Source organism: Legionella brunensis (genome assembly GCF_001467025.1).
Classification (GTDB): Bacteria; Pseudomonadota; Gammaproteobacteria; order Legionellales; family Legionellaceae; genus Tatlockia; species Tatlockia brunensis.
Genome location: NZ_LNXV01000029.1, coordinates 424,429 through 444,947, shown reverse-complemented (window position 1 = coordinate 444,947; position 20,519 = coordinate 424,429). Strand labels below are relative to the sequence as shown.

The window sequence follows — 20,519 nt, the reverse complement described above, 5'->3', positions numbered from 1 at the left end:
AATTTGAGTTCTAAAAATAAGAGCTAGTCAGTCTAGTATTTTACTAGCATGAATCAATAATATACAATTTAGGCTTATTTTTTTGTGATGGATTATTGAATGACTTCTGAACAGTTAATCCAGCTGATGCAATGGTTTGCAGTCAGCGGAGGGAAATTCCCCTTACCAAATGATATTAAATTTTCTGCAGACATTTGGGCTTCTCTACAAATGGGATTAAAAAGCAGGGAAGTTGACCTTTCCAAAATGGAAGATCAGGATCTGGCTTCGCAAAAAATGCAGAATACTGAAATAGTGATAGTAGAGAATGCCAAAAAATTTATCACTTTTTGTGAAAAGGAAAAATTACAAAATATCTACGAAGCTAGTCTCCTTTGGTTGGTTGAACGTTATGACTCGTCTGATTCTCGAGCAGAGAAGTTTAAATATCAGCAGAAAATGGGACCAATATTTAGTACTTTTCTTGAAAATCAGAATGCTGAGGCAATTTCTTTTTATGCACAGCGAGAGCGTTTAAGATCTCACTATCCGACTGGTGCACAACTAATTAAGAACAGTAAAACAGTGTCTGAATCTGACTTAGATTTAAAGAAGTTGGTGGAGGAGATCACTGTAAAATTACATACAATTAAAGCCCCTCTTGTCATTGTTCCTTTATTAAAAGCCTATTTCGAAAAACCAGGACATTTAGCAGCCTTTATTATTTGGATGCGTCAGCAGGGATTGAAGGAAGAAGAAATTCTTCAGTCAGGGATACTGCAGTCTATTTTTATATTTCATCTCCATACAATTGGTGACGAGGACAATCCACTAAACAAATTTTACAGTGTATTAGCTTCACATGAGCGCACTAAAAAATTAGTCGAGCTTGCTACTAAGACCACGGTGCAGAGAGAGGAGTTACAGGGCTATAATCTACAAGGCCAAGTAGCTAAGAATCTAAATGTAGTGGAGATTAAGGCAGCTGATTTTGATGGTGGAAGTATAGAGTCTCAAGATTTATTTAATAATTTGTATGAATTATTTGGTATTGAGTTTCTTTATCAAATGCTTTTATGTTACTACGATGATTATGATGAAGAAGATTACTCTGAATATTTGATTGCAGGCCTAAATAATGCAGGGGTTGCTTCTTCGGCATTACCAGCATTAATTAACCAATTGCTGCATTCCTTTGAAGATGAAAAACTTTCCCGTCGATTACGATCACTGTCTTCATTGATTTCTAAAGAAACAATGATGGAGCATTTAATAGCTAATAGGCAAGTATTAGTTATGTATTTGCTCATATATCGTGATGATATGGAAGAATTTCTTGAGCTTCCTTTTTTAATTGATTATACCGAACAATTACTCAATGATAAGCAGATAAGTATTGAGAGAAAATTTGATCTTCTTTGTCGATTGCAAACATGGTGTAGAGAAAATGATAAATTAGCTTTAACTCACTATCTGTATCAGCAATTGGTTGCTTTGTTGTTATCGCCTCCTGATATTCTACTGAATGACGATAACGTTTCTATACTTGAGGAAGAGTATCATTGTCTTCAAGACGGCGAGAATGATGATAGCAGCAGTGAAATTGAGGACGGTGAAGAATGGTCAGAGAATGAGGTTATAGCTGCAAATTTTCAATTTCAGACTCTTGAGTTTTTAGAAAAACAAAAAAGCAATTGTGAGCAGCAATGGTTGGATCTATGTCGTCTGAATCTAGGTAAGTCCACATTTGAAAAAACTGACTATAAAGAATTAGAGGAAAATTGGCCTAATTTTAAACAAAAAATGGATTTTTTTCATAAGACTTGTTCGGCCAAAAATGAAGATAGATCATCTAATAAATATACCCAATTTAAAGAAACACTTGTCGAACAACGATTCTTATTACTAGGTGAAAAGTTCAATTTACAAGACATGTTATCTGTCATTTTTAATTTATCTCAAGAAAAGGAGGTCATTGCATGTCAGCAATTGTTAATCAATGTATTGATTAACAATGATGGTTGGTTATGTGAGCAAGCCATCAAAATATTGGGCCAATATAATCGCCATTGGTTGCTTATTTCGTGGGATAACAATCTTAAGCCTTTGCTAGAGGAAGCAGTCGACCGTCAAAATCTTAAGCTAGCCACTTATCTTCTTTCGCAAGAATATGATTTCTGTGAGAAAGATTCACTTTTTAGGGCATTTGAAGAGGCTATAGAGAAAAAGGCTTCACCATTTATCAAATTATTCTTAATCCCAAGGGTGATTAGTCAATTGGATGAGAATGATATTAAAAGTTTGTATTTGAAAGCTTTAGCAACACAAGACAGAGATCTGTTTAGTTATTTTGTCGAAAATAGACGATTATTAAATTTGACCGATAGCTTGTATTCAACATTACTGTCTAAGGCTGTTGAGTTTAATTGGCCGGACGGATTGTCGCTGCTATTGGGACCTAAGTTTAAGCCCAAAGCAGGACAGATTGACAAAATATTTAGGCAGGCGTTTAGAGCCAAAAACTGGGAGTGTGTGGAATTTCTGTGTGGCCTTGAGGATAGCAAGCGTCCCAGTGAAACTACCATGGATACTGCTTGGCAGTACGTTTTAGAAAAGATGTCTTGGCCAGAACAAGAGCGGTTTGTAAAAGCTTGTGGGAATCACTTCAGTCACAAGATGACTTGTCACGGTGCGACATGGTATCAACAACACAGAAAATATGAAGGCTTGGCGTTTTTACTTCATTTAACGGGGGAAAATCAGTTAACCAAATCATGGCTTCAAGGTCTGTTAAAAAGTGTTCTAAAAACCCCGACGTGGTTTTCAATTGCAAATATTCTTGTCAATTTACCCGAGGGGAGAGCTCTGGAGAGAGCTGATATAGAAAATGCCATTCTTGATGTTATTGTCCCTGACAGTAATAAAACTGTGCTGAAGTTAATTTATAAAACGTTTGAGCCGGAATTACATCCTGATGCTGATACTGTACAACAAGCTTTTGATTTCGCTTTACGAAAGGGGGATGCAGGGATACTCAAAATCTTGTGTAAATATAGTTTGACTCATCTTGACAGCGAGATGCTTCTATTCAGTTTGGCAAAGGCTCGAAAAAAACGTTATAACCAGGATGTTGTGAGACAACTAGAAAGTGTTTGCAGATTAAAAAAAATAACCTCTAAGGATGCGGATGCTTTGATGACTGGTGCGTTAAAGGCCAATGATTATAAGTCTGTGGATCTAATTACTAATTTAAGTGGAGAATTAGCACCTACTTTTGAGAGTCTGAAAAAGGAATTATTTGTAGCCATAGAAGCAGGTAACTTGTCTGTGGTATTAACTTTATTGCGCGCACCAAAGCTTAAAGAAAACGCAGATGTCATTAATGACGTCTTCATACAAGCTTTATCTTCTAAGCAAATTCCCTTGCTTTCTCTTTTGTCAAAATCTGCTTATTTTCAATGTTTATCGATTGCTAACCAAATTAAAGCGATTTCTTTTTTAGTAGAGACAAATCAAGGTGCGATGATTCAATCGCTATGCGAAGAATCAGCCACACCATTCAAATTAATAACTCTAGTATTTAATCAAATGGTGCGATTAAATAAACCGGAAATGATAAGCCATCTCGAAAAATTCAATAATTTTTGGCAACAAAATGAATGGCGTACAAAATTAAGAGAAGTTGTGCAGCAAGGAAATCTGCCGCTAGTCAAAGCCATCACGCGTGCTGTAGCACGTACAGGAGAAGAGTTAGAGATCTTACCTCTGTATCAAATAGCCCAAAAGCATGGACATAAAGAGTTGGTTTCGTGGTTTACTCAAATTCGTACTTTTGATGCTTACAATCGTGTCACTCTTTCACAAGATAATGCTATGGAGAAAGCATATTTTTTGCTGCGTGATTATACGAAATCTGATTCAGCCTGGGCACGTTTTTTTACTGGCCACTGGAATCGTCATCATGTTCCTGCGGTAACGAAGATTCTGAATTCATTTCCTGAGACAGTGGATGAACTTTTAGTGGAGTTACAGAAAATTCAATTGGTAAATACACAGGGTTCTCTAGCAAGGCGCATTACGTATATAACGGACTTTTTATTGCCTTTAGCAGAAAATAAAACAATGTGTACAAATGAATCAAATGACTTTGGCGAAAGCGCCACAGGTAGATATGATGCGAGTCCTTCTTTTTAGTTGGACTCTTAAATTAAGTCACATTATGAGAGTTCCCCTTTTTGATTAAAAGTTCGCATTTCCATTAAAATTGGAGCCTCTCATTTTTAAATAGTTTTTCCAAATAAGGTTTACACTGCTTAATCTAGTTCAAATAAGCTATTGTTAGGATCGAACTTGTCTTTAGTTTCCTGGTTTTCCGATTTTTTATGGGCAAAAAATTCTAATTGTAAAGTTTTCTTTTCTTTTTTATTTTCTGGGATTTTTTCCGAAATGTTATAGTGTTTCTTAACAAAACCATCTACTGCATGCTCTATGAGCTTTAAGCGAGTATTTTCAGTATCTGTTGACACGAGTTTTTTTATTCCTTGTACCAATAAAGGCACTAAAGAATCTGGTTCATTATTTTTAATTTCCTGCTTTTGTGCTACATGGATTAATTGTAGAAGCGAAGTTAAAATTTCTGTTTGAGTAGGTGTAAATTTATTAAAACTAAATAAATAAGAGGTCTCTTGTATTTGATGATGGATTAATTGCTGCAATTTCTCAAGATCTGCGTGTATTTGATTCTCGTTCTTTTCTGGGGCAACTAGTTCATTAGGATTTTCATTGATATCTGATTTTTTTATATAAATTTTTCTATTTTCGAATAATTGATTTTCTGTTTTAATCATTTTACAAAAAGTTTCTAAACGGTTTGCAAACTGTTCATTCATTTGCCTGCAATGAGTCATTATTTCGATAGCGTCAGATGGCCATAGAAGTCCTGCTAAACGCACGTATTCAGAAGCATCTAACGATATAGTCTTGTCTAATTGTAGGTACTGAGCCATTGCTTCTATTTTTTGAAAATCTTGCTGATCAAATTGCCCATTATTCGCAATAACTGTATGTAACAAATTCAATAAATGCTCTGTAGAATTAACAGGGAGATTTAAGAAGTAACGAGCATTAATATAAGCTTCAATGATATTTAATAGCACATTTAGTTTCTTTGCGTTTTGGATTGATGGGGTTGTGCTAATGGCTTCATGCATTTGATCAATCATAGTAAATAATTGATCTCTTTTCTGGTAATTTCCTAATTGAATTTGTAAAACTATTGCTGGATGGATCAAATCAATTTCTTTTAAAACAATTTCTGATTTTTTGTATAACTTTCCGTTCTTATCAGATTTTATTCCCAAATTAGCCAAGTTTATGAAATCTTCTTTGGTGCACAGTTCTAGTTTTTTGTCTGGTTTGGGATTAGATAAGATGTAAAGATCATATAGGTGTTTATCGATTTTGAAAGTTTCATTTTGATCATTTATAAAATAAGCAAATTTTTCATTAAGCGGGGTGCTATTATCATAAGTATGCAATTGAGTTGTACTAAGAAAAGTTCTTAATCCCCGTAGGAGCGGAAATGAGAACCGTTCTAGAAAGGTGTTAGCCGAAGTTTCTTGACTTATATACGCTTTATGCAACAACGTATCAAAAGCGCTAAGGCTGTAAATTTTATCTCTGTTACGCATATAGACAAAACCTTCCCTTGCTGTCATTTTTAAAGGTTTCTCCTTAAATAATGCAAACATTTGCTCGGCGATTGAAGGGAAGTCTACTGTTGCTGAGGCAGCCTGACAGATGATCAAAGAGATTGATGTTTGAGTGATATGTTTTTTTAAAATATCTGATTCAATCCACGCTGTTAATTCATCAATTGTAAATAGTTGAATTGGACAATTTTTTGTCACTGATGAGGAAAGATGATGTGAACTTTTATAGGGGGAGTGCGCTAAGATTTCAACACTGAGCATTCCTTCATTTAATGCTTCTTCTATGTACTCATCCAAAGAATCATAGAGGGCTGGAGCAATAATAGGCATACCTTGTTCATCGTTATAATGATACTGTAGCTCCTGTACGACTTTAAGGATTCCCTTTTTGTCTCTACGGGCTATTAGTAAGATATCTCCAAGCTTAAGCCTTAGTGGGCCTCCAAGGTCATCGGCAAAATTAATTACGATACGGTGTTTCATACTGACCTCTGAGCTAGTTCAGATTGCGATTGGGTGGTATTGAGGTTGTCCAGGCAATCTTTTTTAAAACCATAATGATTAATATTAACTCAAAAAAATTAAGCTAATATTACGTGAAAGAACAAAATATTTTCGGAAGAGGATAAAAATGATAATTGAACCCTATACTTTTTTACTTAACTGATTAGGAAAGTTAAGTTTGATTCATCTCTATAAATTGATACTGCTTCTTGTTCTATGCTTGAAGCCTCTAATAAGTAAAACTAAACTATTTTATTAAAAATAGGTCAAACATTTACCAGTATAGACTATGGTTAAAAATTATCCACAAGGAAAAGAAATATGACTAGAAGGGGGAGTATGTTAAACACCCATTTCATGAGTCGATGTAATCTGGAGGTTGATAATCTGGTGTGCTTTATACATACTCCAACGTAATAGGGTCTAGCAAAGAATTAATATGAGCAATTTGCAGAAAATCACTTGTCCAACTTGCGGTAAAAAAAATACTTGGCAGCCTGAAAACGCTTTTAGACCGTTTTGTTCTTATCGTTGTAAATTAATTGACTTAGGCGAGTGGGCTAGCGAAAACAAAAAAATTCCTGGTGAACCTGTTGATCCTAATCTATCATCCGACAGCCAGAGCATTGACGAAATAGACTAAATTCCAAGCGTAGCTATCTGAAAAAATAAGTGTCTGTTTATCTGTAATTCTGTTAATGTGGGCACTTTTTAGAAATGAACTCTCAATAGTGTTTGGGGGTAAAAACATCACGTGTTTACATTCTTTCAAAATGATTTGATCTTCACTGCATGGAAGTTGGTTATAAATAATTAAGATACGGTGTAACAATGTCCTTTTATGTCAATGAAAAAACAAAAGTTATTCATAAATTTCGTGCAGGAAAAATCTACCAAAATACTCTAGAAACAGCTGGTATAAAGGAACTTGAACAAAATTTACCGGGAAGTTCGATTACATTAACTTATCTACAAGATGACCGTTTCTTTCCTTTACCAGAACATCCAACTGCAAAACCGCAACGTGCAGGAAAAATTTGTTGGTATGGTGCTTTTAAAAGTGAATACTTTGGCCCTTTTTTTCAAGGAAAACGGCGGCAAATTGAAAAAATTGTTTCAGATTATCATAAAACCTGTAAGCAGTTGGAGCAGCTTAAAACTGAGGAAAATAGCTTTGTTGATTGGTTTAATGATCAGTTGTCGTTAAATAATATCCAAGAAGCCGCTCCACATATCTCTAAGGATAAAGTTTTTGCGAGTCTTTTATTACAAAAGCATTCTTTTCCGGCAAACAGTACAGTGCCAAGTCTTCTTCAAGACTTTTTAGAATGTGAGATCGAGAGTGACTTAACTTACTTTATTTTAAACCGACAAGGAAAGGCCATTATTGCGGCTGCAATAGAGGTCAGTAAGCAACTTCATTTTGATGTTGTAAAAGCTGTGAGCGATGTACTTCAAGAAAACAACATTGGTATGAGTCAGCAGGAAATGTCACCAGATGAATTAGCTTCGTACTATGACCGCTCTATTATCCAGCATATTTGGCAGTTTCATTACACTCCTTCTTCATGGCATCCTGCCAAAGGATTCGAGCCTTTACTTGATGAATTACGAACTGGCTATTTTCTAGCCGAAATCGATTACAATTTAATTAAGCAATTCACAACAAATCCAACACTGCAATTTGCTTCTGCCATAAATGAAGGATATCTTGTTTATGAAGTCGCCCCCACAGAAGTAGAGGAAGCTGGGGAGGATACTCATATCATTAAAATTATCGGTGCAGAATCAGACAATGGTGGCTATCTTTATTTTATCGATCCTAATGATGCAAGTAGCCCCGGACAACCAAGAGTAGTGCATCGTATCTCTAAAGATCTTTTTTACCATGTGCTACTAGATGTGCATGGTACTAGTGTCGAAAACTCAATGACTGCAACAACATTCCCACCTGTTCTTCATCGTTCCAAAAAAGGCAGTGATGATCCTATTGCTTCACATTCACCAAAACGAATACCTAAAAGACAACACAGTCCAAAGCTTGGGCTGCATAATCTCTCGAACGAATCAAACGATGTTGGACAAGCCAATAGCGATGTTAAACAGAGCAATAGTCCAAGATTGTTCCGAGCTACGAAACAGAAAAAAATAGATACTGTAACTATTCAGAATTTCCTGCCATAAACGCCATATGAAACGGGTAAATTTACCCATTAAAAAACAAGTTAGACGTTATTATGATAAGACATTTTGATCAAGGATTTTAAAATAAGTAAGGGAAGTGACGGATGCGATGTGATGGACTTCTGGTTTCTAGTATCCATAATGTACTTTGTTCCAATAATGCGCTTCCATGCAACTTCGGCGAGTTTTCATCTGATTTTTACTGGAGTTCTTCACAACGTGTTACTCCTATTGGTAGCGCGTGGGGAAGTCGTCTCTGGAACACTGACCTTACCTCTTCGGGCAAGAATAATGTGCGGCCGGTTCGTTGTACCCGCACCTTTTAATTTAATCTTTTATCGTGATGAACTGCATTAAGAAGTGGTATTGCTAACTATCTTTGCCAATACCACTCGACACCTGCTGATTATATTCGTGGATAAGAAACTCAATCTCTATTCGTTAGTAAATAAGCAGATTAACTCTTAGAAGGTGATTTCCGGTGGGGTTGGTTGCATCTCTTTTTCTTTCTGAGTTTTATTTCTAGCGTCTTTTGCCGGAGATTCACGAAAGCCAATTGGAAAAAAGCCGTTATCAAAAAAGAGAGATTCCTCCAACGTTTTTATTAAAGACTGAGCTCGTTTGGATGTTTGCTCACAATTTTTCATTGACTCAGTTTTTTTAAACATAGCAACCCCTTTGCAATTAAAAAGCCGACTTAATACTTACTTAAGGTTAATTTTTTATCATCCTCTATCAATTAACTCAATATAGATTTAAATAAACTATGCAAGAAAAGAAAGAGATAGTAACACCTCAACTTAAGTCATTCAATGCAAAAGAGTTCATTGAAAATGTTAAAAAGGGAGCTGTAATAGGCAGTATTAGTACAACAGCGACTTTCTTTGCAATAGATAAACCCTTGTCCTATGCGACGAAAGCAGTTGCAGAAACTTTTCGTAAGCCATCGTTCGGTTTTTCTGGATTTATACAAGAGCTCAGGCGAGGAAATTTTTCGATATGCTGGAATAATAGTCTCTATGCAACCGCATATCGTTCTTCCTGGCAGCATCCTGTAACAGGCTATCCAGTTGCTCTTCTTAACTCTTGCACGAAAAATATTGTGTTTTTCCCAACAAAATACGCCACTGAAAGCGTATTAAGTATGATATGGCCTAATGAGCAAATAGCACAAAGTTATTCCGGGTTCTTGGCTGGAATTGGAACTGTTTATGTCACTACTCCAATTTCTGTATTAAAAACAAGAATGATGACTAACGTATCTCTTGATACTCTCAGCGTAAGACGTCTGATGTCTGGTGTGAATGCAATTGCCATACGGGATGGTATTCAATTTGGTGTTTATTTTAATGTGATAGCACATCTTAAAGCACAATTTGGAGATAATGTCGTGGTAGCCGGTGCTGCGGGTATTCTGGGATATCTCTTTAGTAACCCCTTTAGTGTTATTGGGCTTAATCAAAAAACTTCCGTAGACTCTCTCAATATTGTCGAAATGACGGGGAAAATTTATAAGTCAAGCGGTGTGAGAGGTTTTTATCCGCTAATCGCGTTGTCTGCTTTCGGAATGTTTGCACGTGGAATAGCAATCAACGAGGGTGCGAAATTATATGAATCGTTAGCTGGCAAAACAGAAAATAGCGACATTGAGTCTGGGCCTGGAGCAAAAATTTAGGTATTGACTGCTACTTCTTTCGTGGATGCTTTTAAACAAACTTTTGTTCACTCTGCATAACTGCATTTTTTAACTGGTCATAGGCAATTGGCGCATATTCATTTGTTGGTTTTTTATTGGCCATATAACTGATAATATGCACATGATCATTAATGTATTCAGGAAGACTATTATGCCTTTTTTTAATATGCAAAACCCAAAGCAGATTGAAGACTATTGTCAACATCAATCTCTTAGTGAATTAAAAAAACTCAATCATCAATACGGAGAACTTTTTGAGAGGCTTGGCAATCAAGAAGATGAGAATGTAGATAAGCTTCGTGCAATTAGCGATAGAGTTAATACTATAAAAAAAGAAATAGAAATAAATAACCGTCAAATATTATCAGAAGCAGAGTATCGCCAAAGCATATTTGAGAACTTACCAGGCAATTCTGCGGAGCGTTATTTAATCTTACAAGCAATGTGCCTTCATGTCAGTAATGATGCTAATGAAGACCTTGCAAAAAAAGAATTAATAACACTTGAAAAGCAGAGAAATGAGTTGGAGCAACGCAATGCATGGATAAGATCTGAAATATCTAGTTGTGTTCAAGAACTACGAATTGTTAATGCGGTGATTGAACAAAAGGAACTAGCTGTTAGATTGAGTGTACAGATTACATATGCGAGTGAATAATAGTAAAATGGTATAATATTGTCACTATTGGTGATAATTTAATTCTTTTTTTGTTAATTTTGATCTATTTGTATGGTTTATTAATATTTCTTTAAGCAAAAACCACTAAAATTGTTCTTTTTTATTACTGGTTTTGCAATGATAATACTGTATATACCCTTTGAATTCTCTGAGGCTGGCGATTTAACGAAACTTGCCAATATCTGGATAACAAATCATAAGTCTAATTCTATTGAGGAAATAAAACTCATCTATCATAATGAAGACTATGACCAGGAAGCCATTAATTATGGCAGTACGATTTTTGTTCTTGCACACGGCTATAATAATAAACCTGGTCAAGTAGCAAATAATAGTGATGGAGATTTAGCTATATTTATTGATATGAAAACTGTGGCTGAACGATTTACTCAAGACACTCTACCTGTTGCTCATTGTTTTTACTCAGTCCATACTTATTTCTGCGGGGAGCAAAGTATTAATTCTCAAAGAGCAGTGAGTTTTCAATCTCAGTGTTTACGAACTGAGAATAGTCCCATCTATTATTATGATGGTTCAATCTACACGCCTGATGCAAAAGGTGTGCGCTTCGCAGAAGTTAATAATCAATTTTTTCCTATCGAGTTGCACCAACATGAACTGAGTAGCAAACCAGCAGATTTGGATCCAGAAAAGATACCTTTAAAATTACGCGGTATAATGGAAATGATCGAGAAAGCTTTGCCTAAAAGGCGAGAAAAATTTTTTGACCGATGTAAAGAAGATAGGCATCGTCTATTTGCCAAGAATAGGTTGCCCAAGGATGAGGAAATTGCCGCTAAAAAACAAACACAAAATTCTTGTTATGAGGGCGAGACAATTGGTTCATTTGAGAATGCATTAATCTAGATTTTGGTAAAAATTTAGCCTGCAGTTTAAATCTTTAATAGTTTCTTAATTTTATATTGTTAGACTGCGGCCTTTAATTCTTAAAGGGTAGTAAAGACATGCTAGATTTTTACCAAGAAGAACAAAGAAAACAGCTTACTCTTAAATTATTTGTAGAGGTTAGTTTTCAAGATAATACTTCTAAAAAATTATCACTTCTTACAGAACAGCAGCTTGGGTTATTAGATAAGCTTATCAACCTAGAATTAATGGGGGAGCTATTGGATTCCCTGAGCCTCAGCAATCAATATGCTCTTAATTATGATGAACAACAAGGGTTGCTAGCTGTTCTCTTAGGCACTGGAGCTGCATCAGAAACCTGGCTTCCAGCGTTAAATTTTCCAACCACAAAAACTAGCTTGAGTGATTTTTTAGTTGAGGAGTCTTTTAATTTACCTGATTTATTTCCTACGAACGATGAACAAAATATTCTCGCCCTGAAATCCGTTACTACTTTACCTCCAAAAGTCACCTTTCCCGGATCATTTTTTTCTAATCCACAAATAAGTTTAGATTCAAGCTTTATCATAGAAGACTCTCCTTCACTTGTTTATTCCCAAGGTAACGGGATATCCAAACTAAAAGGAAAGGAAGTGTTATCGGATCTCGAAAAGTTAGGACAAAAAAAAGAAGCTGCCAAGATTACTGAATCACAAAAAAAAGAAGAGCGAATGATCCGTAATAGGCTCTCGGCACAAAAATCAAGAGCGCGCAAAAAAGAACTTAAGGCAAATCTAGAGGGAGAGTTCGAGAGACTTACTAAAGAAAATGAGACTCTCAAAACCGAAGTGCTGGAATTACAAGTAAAAAACCAAACTCTAAAACAAAATTTAGAAGAAGAGTTTAATATGCTAAAAACTATCCTAGCTAGCATTGAGGACAGGTCTTTACAAGGCGAACCTATTTCATCGCAAGAAAGACTTTTGCGGGAACAAATTATGGCCTTGTTATTATTATCAACAAATGCTGCACCTATTACCCAAGAGGAACTTGGAGAGAGACCTGTATCATCTTGGTAATCTAAAACCTTATGAAATACTTGAAATTTTATTCTGAGCCAAGCTATGCTGTAAGTTGTGGGCCGTTAGCTCAGCTGGTAGAGCAGGAGGCTCTTAACCTCTGTGTCATAGGTTCGAACCCTATACGGCCCACCATCTCTTTAATTCCAAAGATGAACACTTTTCATCTATTAAATAGTCTTAATCAGTTTTAAAATGTGCTACTTCTTTTCAATACAGTTGTAAATCATGAATGACAATACTACCAAAATAGGCGGGGACGATAAAAAAATGAGAAAATTTCCCCAAATGTTTAGCCAATTAATTTTTATGGGTCGTTGGTTACAAGCACCCTTGTATTTGGGGTTGCTCTTAATTCTAACGGCTTATGCCTACCGATTTATTACCGAGTTATTTCATTTAATGGTGCATATTAATACGGCCGATAATACTCAAATCATGCTGGGAGTATTGGATTTGATCGATGTTGTCATGATCGCTAATTTACTAATCATGGTGATTATGGGAGGCTATGAAACCTTTGTTTCCAGACTGCAGTTACATAATCATCCCGATCAACCGGAATGGCTGGATCATATCGATGCAGGAGCCATGAAAATTAAATTAGCACTGGCTTTAATTGGTATATCCTCTATCCATCTGCTAAGAACATTTATTGATCCAAGCAAGCAATCCTATGACAATGTAATGTGGCAAGTAGTTATTCATTTAACACTACTCGTATCAGCTTTGGCCATTGCCTACACCAATAAATTACTGTCACAAACTTCATAAGCATATTTCAGGTTTGAATAGAAGGGATTTAGCCAAATTCGCAAGTATTCATCTGGCATCCCTTTTACAATTAAAAAGTTCATTGATTTCATTATCTGACTTTACATCTCAGATATTTATTTTAAGCAGCAATTTTTAAACTTTTTTTGACTCCCGCAAGGACAGGGGGCATTGCGTGGAGTTTTTTGTTTAGATTGAGGTTCTGCCTCAGGTTTTTGACCGGCGGTATAGAACCAGACGCTGTCTATACATTGAAACTCACTTAACTCATGTATAGTTTGAAGCCGATTATTTTCTTTAAAGCGTGCGATAAATTCAACATAGCCTTTATTAGGATTGGCTTCATCATTGAATGCTTTAATGACTTGCAAACCCAACCATATCACTTGTTTGGCCCATACTGCCGCCTCTGTTTCATTAAAGCCTATAAGAGGTTGGCCACGCATGGTTTGTTTGATGTAATCAATATTAGCTTGACTATAGGCTGTGTAGCGCGAGCGCATTAGCGCTTCAGGGGTTTGCGGAACAGAAAATCCCTCGATGTATGTACCACAGCAAGTTAAATAGTCTAAAGCAGAGCCACAAGGGCATTTATTCATTATTAATTCCTATGACCTGAATTTATCAGCGCGCTTTACAGAAAAAAGTACATGGGTATAATCGCGCACCTAGCGAATAGCTTTCAAAGTATAAATTATCGCCGAAGGTATAAACAAAATATGATTACATTGTATCAATTTCCTGGCGTTTGGGGATTACCTAACGCAAGTCCTTTTTGCCTAAAGATAGAAACTTATCTGAGAATGGCAGAAATTCCTTATGAAATTAGATTCGTTATGAATCCTAGAAAAGCGCCGAAGGGAAAATTGCCTTTTATTAAAATTGATGAAGAGGTTATTTCAGATAGTGAATTAATTATTGATTATCTTGTCGGTAAGTTTGGCGATTCGCTCGATAGGAATTTAACGAAAGAACAAAAAGCATTGACGGTACTACTTGATAATACTTTTTCCGAACGTTTGTATTGGCTTATGGTCTATTTACGTTGGCAAGATGAGTATGGCTGGTCACATCTGCGCGAACCTTTTTTTGCCAAATTACGTGGATTTGCAAAATTAGTTGTTCCAAATGTTGTTCATAAAACAATGAAAAAAGCATTGTACTTACAAGGTATGGGACGTCATAACTCTGATGAGATTAAAGAAATGGGTTATAAAACCCTGGATGCTATTGCGATTACTCTTGGTAATAAGAAATACTTTCACGGTGATGAGCTTACCAGTATTGATGCAACTGCTTTTGGTTTTTTAACAAACATTGCTTGGTTACCTTTTGAAGATCCTTTAAAAATACATCTGCAAAATCACAATAATTTACTAAATTATTGTGAAAGAATTTGGAGTAGTTTTTATCCCGAAATCCCTAAGCCATTCAGTATTATTTAGTCTTAAGGGAGGTCAATATTTCGAATTAACAATAAATTTTGTCTTGAAAAGTTCAGATTAGTCGACTTTGCAATCATTATTTTATTTGTTAAGATTTAATTCGTTTAAATAACATTGAGGTCAGATATGCCAATTATTAACAGTACTCGTGTACAAAAAAAAGAAAAGATCAAGGCGGAAATCAGTAGTGAAACCTTTGAAATGATTAATGAGTATTGCGCTTGGGCAAACATTGATGATGTCGGATTTTTTATTGAGGAAGCAGCCAGCTTTGTTTTTGCAAAAGATCGTGATTGGAAACAGCATAAAAAAGCGGCTAAAAAACGTGCTGAAGCCGCGCACGCTTAGAAATTTATAAGGCGATTAAATAGCAATGATTTAATCGCCTTATCTTCCTCATTAGCAGAGGCTGGGCTAATATCTAAGTGATATCCCCTATCAATTCAGTATCATGAGCATTAATTTCGCGGTAGGATGCGGGATTACTGAAATCGATGGTTGCATAATTTAACCAGAATATCGTCGGGACTAGAGTCGATTTAAAGTAATAATAGTGGTTGTTGAGATCAATATATGTGCGCCACCACGTTGCTTCGCTTCTCGACATACCGTGAGCTATGGAAACATTTTCAGCAATTGAGGCAAGTAAGCCTACCGTTTGTGCTTGATTCTGTGCCATGGGTAAGGATTCTAAGTAACATGCAGCACGAACAAAGCGTGATTTTGATTGATCATCAAGAGGGAGGTCTGCTCGTTTACAATTTCTTTGTTCATAATACTGTAAATTTTGCAATTGAAGTTCATACTCGGGTTCATTGGTCATAATTCGATAAGCATTATCATGATAGATTTCAAAGATCCCAATACAAACTCAAGAATTGCTGAATCTCCAGAACTATCCTCAATCGCTACATGTAAAGAAAGATTGTTAAATTCAGCGAAAGAGGCGGGTACAATTTGAATCTTATCAATGTTATTAATGACATCACTTACAGAAGCAAAATTATCTAAATAATATTGTAACCATTGAAGGATAGTGACAGCAGGTTTTTTAGGGTCACGTGTCTGATATTGTCCATCTTCAAAAGCCAACAAATGAGCAGCCAATCCTACCTCGTTGACCCCGTCAGTGATTGCTCGTTTCGTTGTGTCTTATAATTTTCTTGAACAACTATACTGCCAAATTTGGAATACCAGTTTGCCTCATTTGTTGCCGTTCCTCCTGTATGCCGCATGCCTCGTGGTAAGACAAGGAGGGTTTCCTCATAATGGTTATCCCAGTCAAATGTCCTGGCAACGGTCATGGAATTTTTTTTATTCCAAAAAATACGAGTACAAGCGGTAGTGGCTTGAATATAGAGGGAAAAAATTAAAAAGCAACTAACTATTTTTTTCATCGTTACTGTATAAAAATAAGAGTAAAACGCTATTTAGAGAATGCTTCACTAACTGAATCAATTGAATTATTTTGCATTAATCTTAAAGGAACTAGAATTATTACCAGTAAAAATAAGGCAGTTAACATGGTGTAGGGTAATTGGGATTTTAAATGCAAGGAAAGAGGGGGAATCAAACTTATTATCAAACCCAGGCTAATACCCAAAAGCCCTGATAAAGCAGAAATAAGTATAATCCACGATATTTTTTTTCCCTTGAAGACAATTTTTATCGCACTTAAAAAAAGCATAATATACATTAATAAATAGACTTGTGTTGCAGAATTAAGCATCACCCAATAAGAAGCATTAATTGTAGGAAAAATTAAGAATAAACTACTGATAATTGATACAATTCCAGCTTGTAAAATTAGAAGTTTAGCGGGAATGTTTTCAGCATTTTTTTTTGCGAATGCGGCCCCTAAAAAGCCTTCATTAGTAGCAAAACTTAAGCCTTTAATTGGTGCGATAATCCAATTGTTTGCTGTGCCGATACATCCTAAAGCAATTAATCCGTTGAACAAAAAAGCAAATTCTTTGCAGTGTAATTCATTAAAGAACAGTTCAATTAATTGGGGAATGCTACTAATAAAATTTAATTGCTGTAATGGAATAATCATCGCTAAAGTTATTGCGCCAAACAACATCGTAAAGAAGATAACGGCGACTGAAATAAAAATTGCTTTAGAAAATGCGCCATGTTGACTTTCTTTGGCATGTACAGCTGCTATTTCAATACCACAGAAAGATAGCATGATCGCTATTAATGAGTTCCAAGAATAGGGGGTAGAAGAGGGTAAGAAAGATTTGATGCCTTGTCTGTGAGAAAAATACCAGACTACCCCCAAAGTAAGAATTACAAGAAAAGGTAATAAGAGGCCTAATAAGGTACAAAAGCTATTAAAATTGCTGGAAACATGGATGCCTTTTAAATTGATCCAGGTTAATGTCCAGATTGAGGCAATGATAGTTATGAAAATAGCATGATTGTTAATGGCTAATTGTGGGGAAAAGCTATATAACAAAGTTCCCGCTATAAAACCTAAAAAAGTGGGGTAGATCAGTAGGTTTTGTATGCATTGAAACCAGATGGCTAAAAATGCAAATTGCTTCCCTAGACCTATTTTTACCCATCCGTAGACACCCTGTTGTGATTGTTGTGAGAACCAGACAGCAATGATTGCCGAAGGGAGTAAAAAAAATAGTAATGCTAAAGTAAAATAGATTGGTAATTGGCTTCCTGCCATGGCAGCTACCGGCAAGTTGCGTATACTGTCTACCGAGCAAACTGTAATTAAGCTAAGACTAAGTACAGATAAGTGCCTATTCATTTAAAATCTCAATGATAAGCAACTTAAGCCGCCATCGATTTTTCTAAACTCACTGACATCAAGTGTTACCACAGAAAAGCCGTGGTCTTCTACCGCTTTTTTTGCTTTGGGAAATCCATTGGGCATTAATACTGTGCCATTGACCATGATGCAATTAGCCGCATAGGCTTCATTGTTATCGATAGGAATTTGCTTAAACTGGCAAAATTCAGGGTGGTTAATCAATTCACCACTGACAAGCAAATAACCATGATCTAAATAACTGACGCCGGTTTTAAGATGGAGAAATTCCTTCAGTGGGATGCAAGATGCTGTATAACCGACTGCGGTTATGATTTGCATCATTTGCTGAGCCCCTTCTAGATTAGTTCGTGCCGATAAACCGACATAAAAGTGGTTATTAATACAAAGAACATCGCCTGCCTCCAATGTTCCTGGGACAGTAATTCTAGCCAAATTATTAGGAAAAAAAGCTTGGATTGTGGGGGCTATTTGTGTGACCTCGCCTTGCCTTGAAGCTGCACCTGGATGGGTTAGCAAGGCTATTTTTTCAGTTAACAAGGCTACATCCTCTACAAAACAAGCATCCGGATATTCCTCAATTGCGGGTAATTGGGTTATTTCAACACCGCACTGTGTTAACGCATTGATATAGTTTTCATGCTGTTGTAATGCTAAGTAGTAATCAGGTTTGCCAAGCATGGGAGATGAGGTCAATCCGCGAACCAGAGATTGACTTGGTTTTCTAACAATGGCGTTTTTAAATTTCATACTAATCCTAAGTAACTTGAGAACTATCCTGGAAAAATTATTGCTCCGATTTTACAAATCAAGTAGGAGCTGATTTTTAGGCAGTGTCGCCTTAGATAGAATTGAAGTCAATAGAATTTAGTAAGGGGATTTATAATCCCCATTACTATCAAAACAAGATTATATATGATTATTTTTACTCAATGCGTATGTGGCACTTAGTAAGGCTTCAAAACAAGTATCTCTCACTATTTCATAATCCTTGCCAAAACAGGTATTAGCCAAAGCTTTAAAGGATGCTGTGACTATGTCTGTCACGCTTGCTTCTCGCGTATTAATAAGAAGAGACTCTTTATAGACTTGCCTACGGAGATGTTGTAGGTACTCAAGGTTATATAATTGTCTTCCAGGATTTGCGAATGCTTTGAGTAAGGGAGCGTACTGAGCGGATAGCTCTTTCATTGTTAGTTCGGGGTTGAAATGCTTAGTTGACAATTCGGCTGACCTTGATAATAGTTGTACAGCAATACGAAGTGCCGGATTTATCTTTTGTTGACCAAAAAACTGGCTTTCCTTTTGTAGTCTTGCGGCTGCCAACAACAGAGCATGTCCTAACCTTTCAAGGGTTAAGGCTTGATTGTCTTTTTCAGAGACAGGTGTGCTCAAACTGTTAAAATAAATTAGACTCCATTCATTCAATAAACGGTTACATTCTTGGCTATCCTTAATATGGGTTGAATTTTGATTCCAGAACACATTTGTATTTTCTAGCTGGGGTTGGGCTGTTATCGAATTTTCTAGAGTAGAAGACATTCGGGGGAGTGGGGATGATACATTCTGAGGTGGTGCAAAAAAGCTCATTGCCAGAGTGCTTAAGAGATCTAATCCTTGTAAAGGCACAGGTTGCGATTGACTAAGTTCCATCGCTGTAGGCAAACTTTCACTGGTTGCTTGCCTTTTTTCTTGCTCAGAAGCAGGTATCTCGTAGGTATCTTCTTCTTCTTTTGAATGGTTTATACTAGACAAAGATTCAATCTGTTCGCTTTCTTCTTCAATAATTACTCGCTGCCGTAGTCTTCTTTTCTTTTGGGTATTGCCGTTATCATTTTTTTTGCTAGTAGGTGTTTCATCGGCTCGTCGTTTGGATTTTTTATTTTTAGCCTGTGCCAAGAGAGTTCTAGCTTCACTAAGTTCGTCTTTAATAGAATTTGTCAACTCGTCATTAATACCAAAATCTATTTTGTAAGAAATATATTTGTAACTTTTTTCAAGCACACGTTGAAAGGTAGAATAAGCGGTAGCGATATTTTGCAAGGCTTCATATGCTTTTTCTGCATCATAAGCACCTGTCATTTTATGTTTAATAAAAAACTGTTCCATTTTTGCTTGTTCGAATTTCATCTTATGCTTATAAAATTCAGCTTCGGTATTCTGTCGTCCGAGATCTAAGGGGAGGCTGAAAGGTGGAATCTTCGCTATGTAATTAGTGATATCTTGATAGCATTGGTTGGCTTTGGTAAGGGAGTCTACAGCGTCTGTATAAGAAAGCTCTTTTTGTTTGGCAAAAGCATATGCTGTATAACTTTTGGCAATTAAGAACAATACTTCATTGCAATTTTGGAGTTCTGTAAGAGTAGCTTTTTTAAGCGTTGCGTTAAGTTCTGATTGAGAAATTTTTTCAAAGGCTTTAATAGTTTCTTCTAGACCATCAACGTTATCTCTCTTTAGATAATTATCGTAGTTGGATTGAGCTTTTTTAAATAATTGCGTAAGTTTTGACATATAAAATTAAATTCTAGTTGGAATAAAGGACACAAATTATAAGAGCGTTTCCTTAACGAAAGATTAAGTGATTGCATAGAATTTAATCTTCCCTTAATGTTTGCTCTAGCAAATAGAGTTCTAAAAAGTGCAGATGAGGGTTAAGTGGGCATTAATCCAGATTTATTTTAAAATTTGCTTGACAGTATTGAGGTGTCTCATTAAACTGCGGTTCTTAATTTCGGGGCTATAGCTCAGCTGGGAGAGCGCTTGCATGGCATGCAAGAGGTCGGCGGTTCGATCCCGCCTAGCTCCACCATCATCAACCTAGGTTGTTGATGGGA

Annotated in this window: 17 protein-coding genes, 2 tRNA genes and 1 pseudogene; 12 read left to right on the top strand and 8 right to left on the bottom strand. The window is 36.1% G+C overall.

Annotated elements, in window-relative coordinates; genetic code table 11:
* Positions 1–99 precede the first annotated feature (99 nt).
* Entirely contained in the window at positions 100–4,173 is a 4,074-nt protein-coding gene (locus Lbru_RS10710; protein WP_058442120.1) for a DUF5617 domain-containing protein, read from the top strand.
* Positions 4,174–4,292: 119 nt separating this feature from the next.
* On the opposite strand, the gene Lbru_RS10705 is transcribed toward Lbru_RS10710, so the two are convergent.
* Entirely contained in the window at positions 4,293–6,173 is a 1,881-nt protein-coding gene (locus Lbru_RS10705; protein ID WP_058442119.1) for a hypothetical protein, read from the bottom strand.
* A 460-nt stretch (positions 6,174–6,633) separates the two neighbouring features.
* Here Lbru_RS10705 and yacG point away from each other — a divergent pair, with 460 nt between their 5' ends.
* Complete coding sequence (gene yacG, locus Lbru_RS10700; protein ID WP_058442118.1) at positions 6,634–6,837, top strand: DNA gyrase inhibitor YacG; 204 nt, start codon at positions 6,634–6,636, stop codon at positions 6,835–6,837.
* Positions 6,838–7,025: 188 nt separating this feature from the next.
* Positions 7,026–8,378, top strand: a complete 1,353-nt coding sequence (locus tag Lbru_RS10695) for a hypothetical protein (RefSeq protein ID WP_058442117.1) — start codon at positions 7,026–7,028, stop codon at positions 8,376–8,378.
* 464 nt (positions 8,379–8,842) lie between these two features.
* Here the strand turns inward: Lbru_RS10695 and Lbru_RS10690 are convergent, their stop codons facing one another.
* Positions 8,843–9,046 (bottom strand): hypothetical protein, encoded by a 204-nt coding sequence (locus Lbru_RS10690; RefSeq protein ID WP_058442116.1) that lies wholly within the window; start codon positions 9,044–9,046, stop codon positions 8,843–8,845.
* Between the two features lie 98 nt (positions 9,047–9,144).
* Between Lbru_RS10690 and Lbru_RS10685 the strand changes: the two genes are divergently transcribed.
* From Lbru_RS10685 to Lbru_RS10660, 6 genes are all read left to right on the top strand, one after another.
* Positions 9,145–10,053: an MC/SLC25 family protein gene (locus Lbru_RS10685; RefSeq protein ID WP_058442115.1), complete on the top strand. Its 909-nt coding sequence runs from the start codon at positions 9,145–9,147 to the stop codon at positions 10,051–10,053.
* A gap of 172 nt (positions 10,054–10,225) precedes the next feature.
* Positions 10,226–10,732 (top strand): hypothetical protein, encoded by a 507-nt coding sequence (locus Lbru_RS10680; RefSeq protein WP_058442114.1) that lies wholly within the window; start codon positions 10,226–10,228, stop codon positions 10,730–10,732.
* A 138-nt stretch (positions 10,733–10,870) separates the two neighbouring features.
* Positions 10,871–11,620, top strand: coding sequence for a hypothetical protein (locus tag Lbru_RS10675; RefSeq protein WP_058442113.1), 750 nt, complete (start codon positions 10,871–10,873; stop codon positions 11,618–11,620).
* 98 nt (positions 11,621–11,718) lie between these two features.
* Positions 11,719–12,678 (top strand): bZIP transcription factor, encoded by a 960-nt coding sequence (locus tag Lbru_RS10670; RefSeq protein WP_058442112.1) that lies wholly within the window; start codon positions 11,719–11,721, stop codon positions 12,676–12,678.
* Between the two features lie 59 nt (positions 12,679–12,737).
* Positions 12,738–12,813: transfer RNA gene (locus tag Lbru_RS10665), tRNA-Lys, on the top strand.
* A gap of 153 nt (positions 12,814–12,966) precedes the next feature.
* The gene (locus Lbru_RS10660) at positions 12,967–13,452 is read left to right on the top strand and encodes a TIGR00645 family protein (RefSeq protein ID WP_238583878.1); all 486 of its coding nucleotides are present in this window, start codon (positions 12,967–12,969) and stop codon (positions 13,450–13,452) included.
* A 116-nt stretch (positions 13,453–13,568) separates the two neighbouring features.
* On the opposite strand, the gene Lbru_RS10655 is transcribed toward Lbru_RS10660, so the two are convergent.
* Positions 13,569–14,051 (bottom strand): YchJ family protein, encoded by a 483-nt coding sequence (locus tag Lbru_RS10655; protein WP_058442111.1) that lies wholly within the window; start codon positions 14,049–14,051, stop codon positions 13,569–13,571.
* Between the two features lie 120 nt (positions 14,052–14,171).
* Here Lbru_RS10655 and Lbru_RS10650 point away from each other — a divergent pair, with 120 nt between their 5' ends.
* Together Lbru_RS10650 and Lbru_RS10645 are read left to right on the top strand one after the other, a co-directional pair.
* Positions 14,172–14,897: a glutathione S-transferase family protein gene (locus tag Lbru_RS10650; protein ID WP_058442110.1), complete on the top strand. Its 726-nt coding sequence runs from the start codon at positions 14,172–14,174 to the stop codon at positions 14,895–14,897.
* 126 nt (positions 14,898–15,023) lie between these two features.
* Positions 15,024–15,245 (top strand): hypothetical protein, encoded by a 222-nt coding sequence (locus Lbru_RS10645; RefSeq protein WP_058442109.1) that lies wholly within the window; start codon positions 15,024–15,026, stop codon positions 15,243–15,245.
* A 73-nt stretch (positions 15,246–15,318) separates the two neighbouring features.
* Here Lbru_RS10645 and Lbru_RS17825 read toward each other — a convergent pair.
* The 5 genes and pseudogenes from Lbru_RS17825 to Lbru_RS10615 all read right to left on the bottom strand — a co-directional run bounded on the left by Lbru_RS17825 (position 15,319) and on the right by Lbru_RS10615 (position 20,196).
* Positions 15,319–15,989: pseudogene (locus Lbru_RS17825) on the bottom strand (linear amide C-N hydrolase).
* Between the two features lie 17 nt (positions 15,990–16,006).
* Positions 16,007–16,294, bottom strand: a complete 288-nt coding sequence (locus Lbru_RS17925) for a linear amide C-N hydrolase (protein ID WP_058442106.1) — start codon at positions 16,292–16,294, stop codon at positions 16,007–16,009.
* Between the two features lie 29 nt (positions 16,295–16,323).
* Positions 16,324–17,664 carry an APC family permease gene (locus Lbru_RS10625; RefSeq protein ID WP_058442105.1) on the bottom strand — a complete coding sequence of 447 codons (1,341 nt, stop codon included), beginning with the start codon at positions 17,662–17,664 and terminating at the stop codon, positions 16,324–16,326.
* The gene (locus Lbru_RS10620; protein WP_058442104.1) at positions 17,665–18,435 is read right to left on the bottom strand and encodes a dimethylarginine dimethylaminohydrolase family protein; all 771 of its coding nucleotides are present in this window, start codon (positions 18,433–18,435) and stop codon (positions 17,665–17,667) included.
* 159 nt (positions 18,436–18,594) lie between these two features.
* The gene (locus tag Lbru_RS10615) at positions 18,595–20,196 is read right to left on the bottom strand and encodes a hypothetical protein (protein WP_058442103.1); all 1,602 of its coding nucleotides are present in this window, start codon (positions 20,194–20,196) and stop codon (positions 18,595–18,597) included.
* Between the two features lie 222 nt (positions 20,197–20,418).
* On the opposite strand from Lbru_RS10615, the gene Lbru_RS10610 reads away from it, so the two are divergent.
* A tRNA-Ala gene (locus Lbru_RS10610) sits at positions 20,419–20,494 on the top strand.
* The last annotated feature ends 25 nt before the right edge of the window (positions 20,495–20,519 follow it).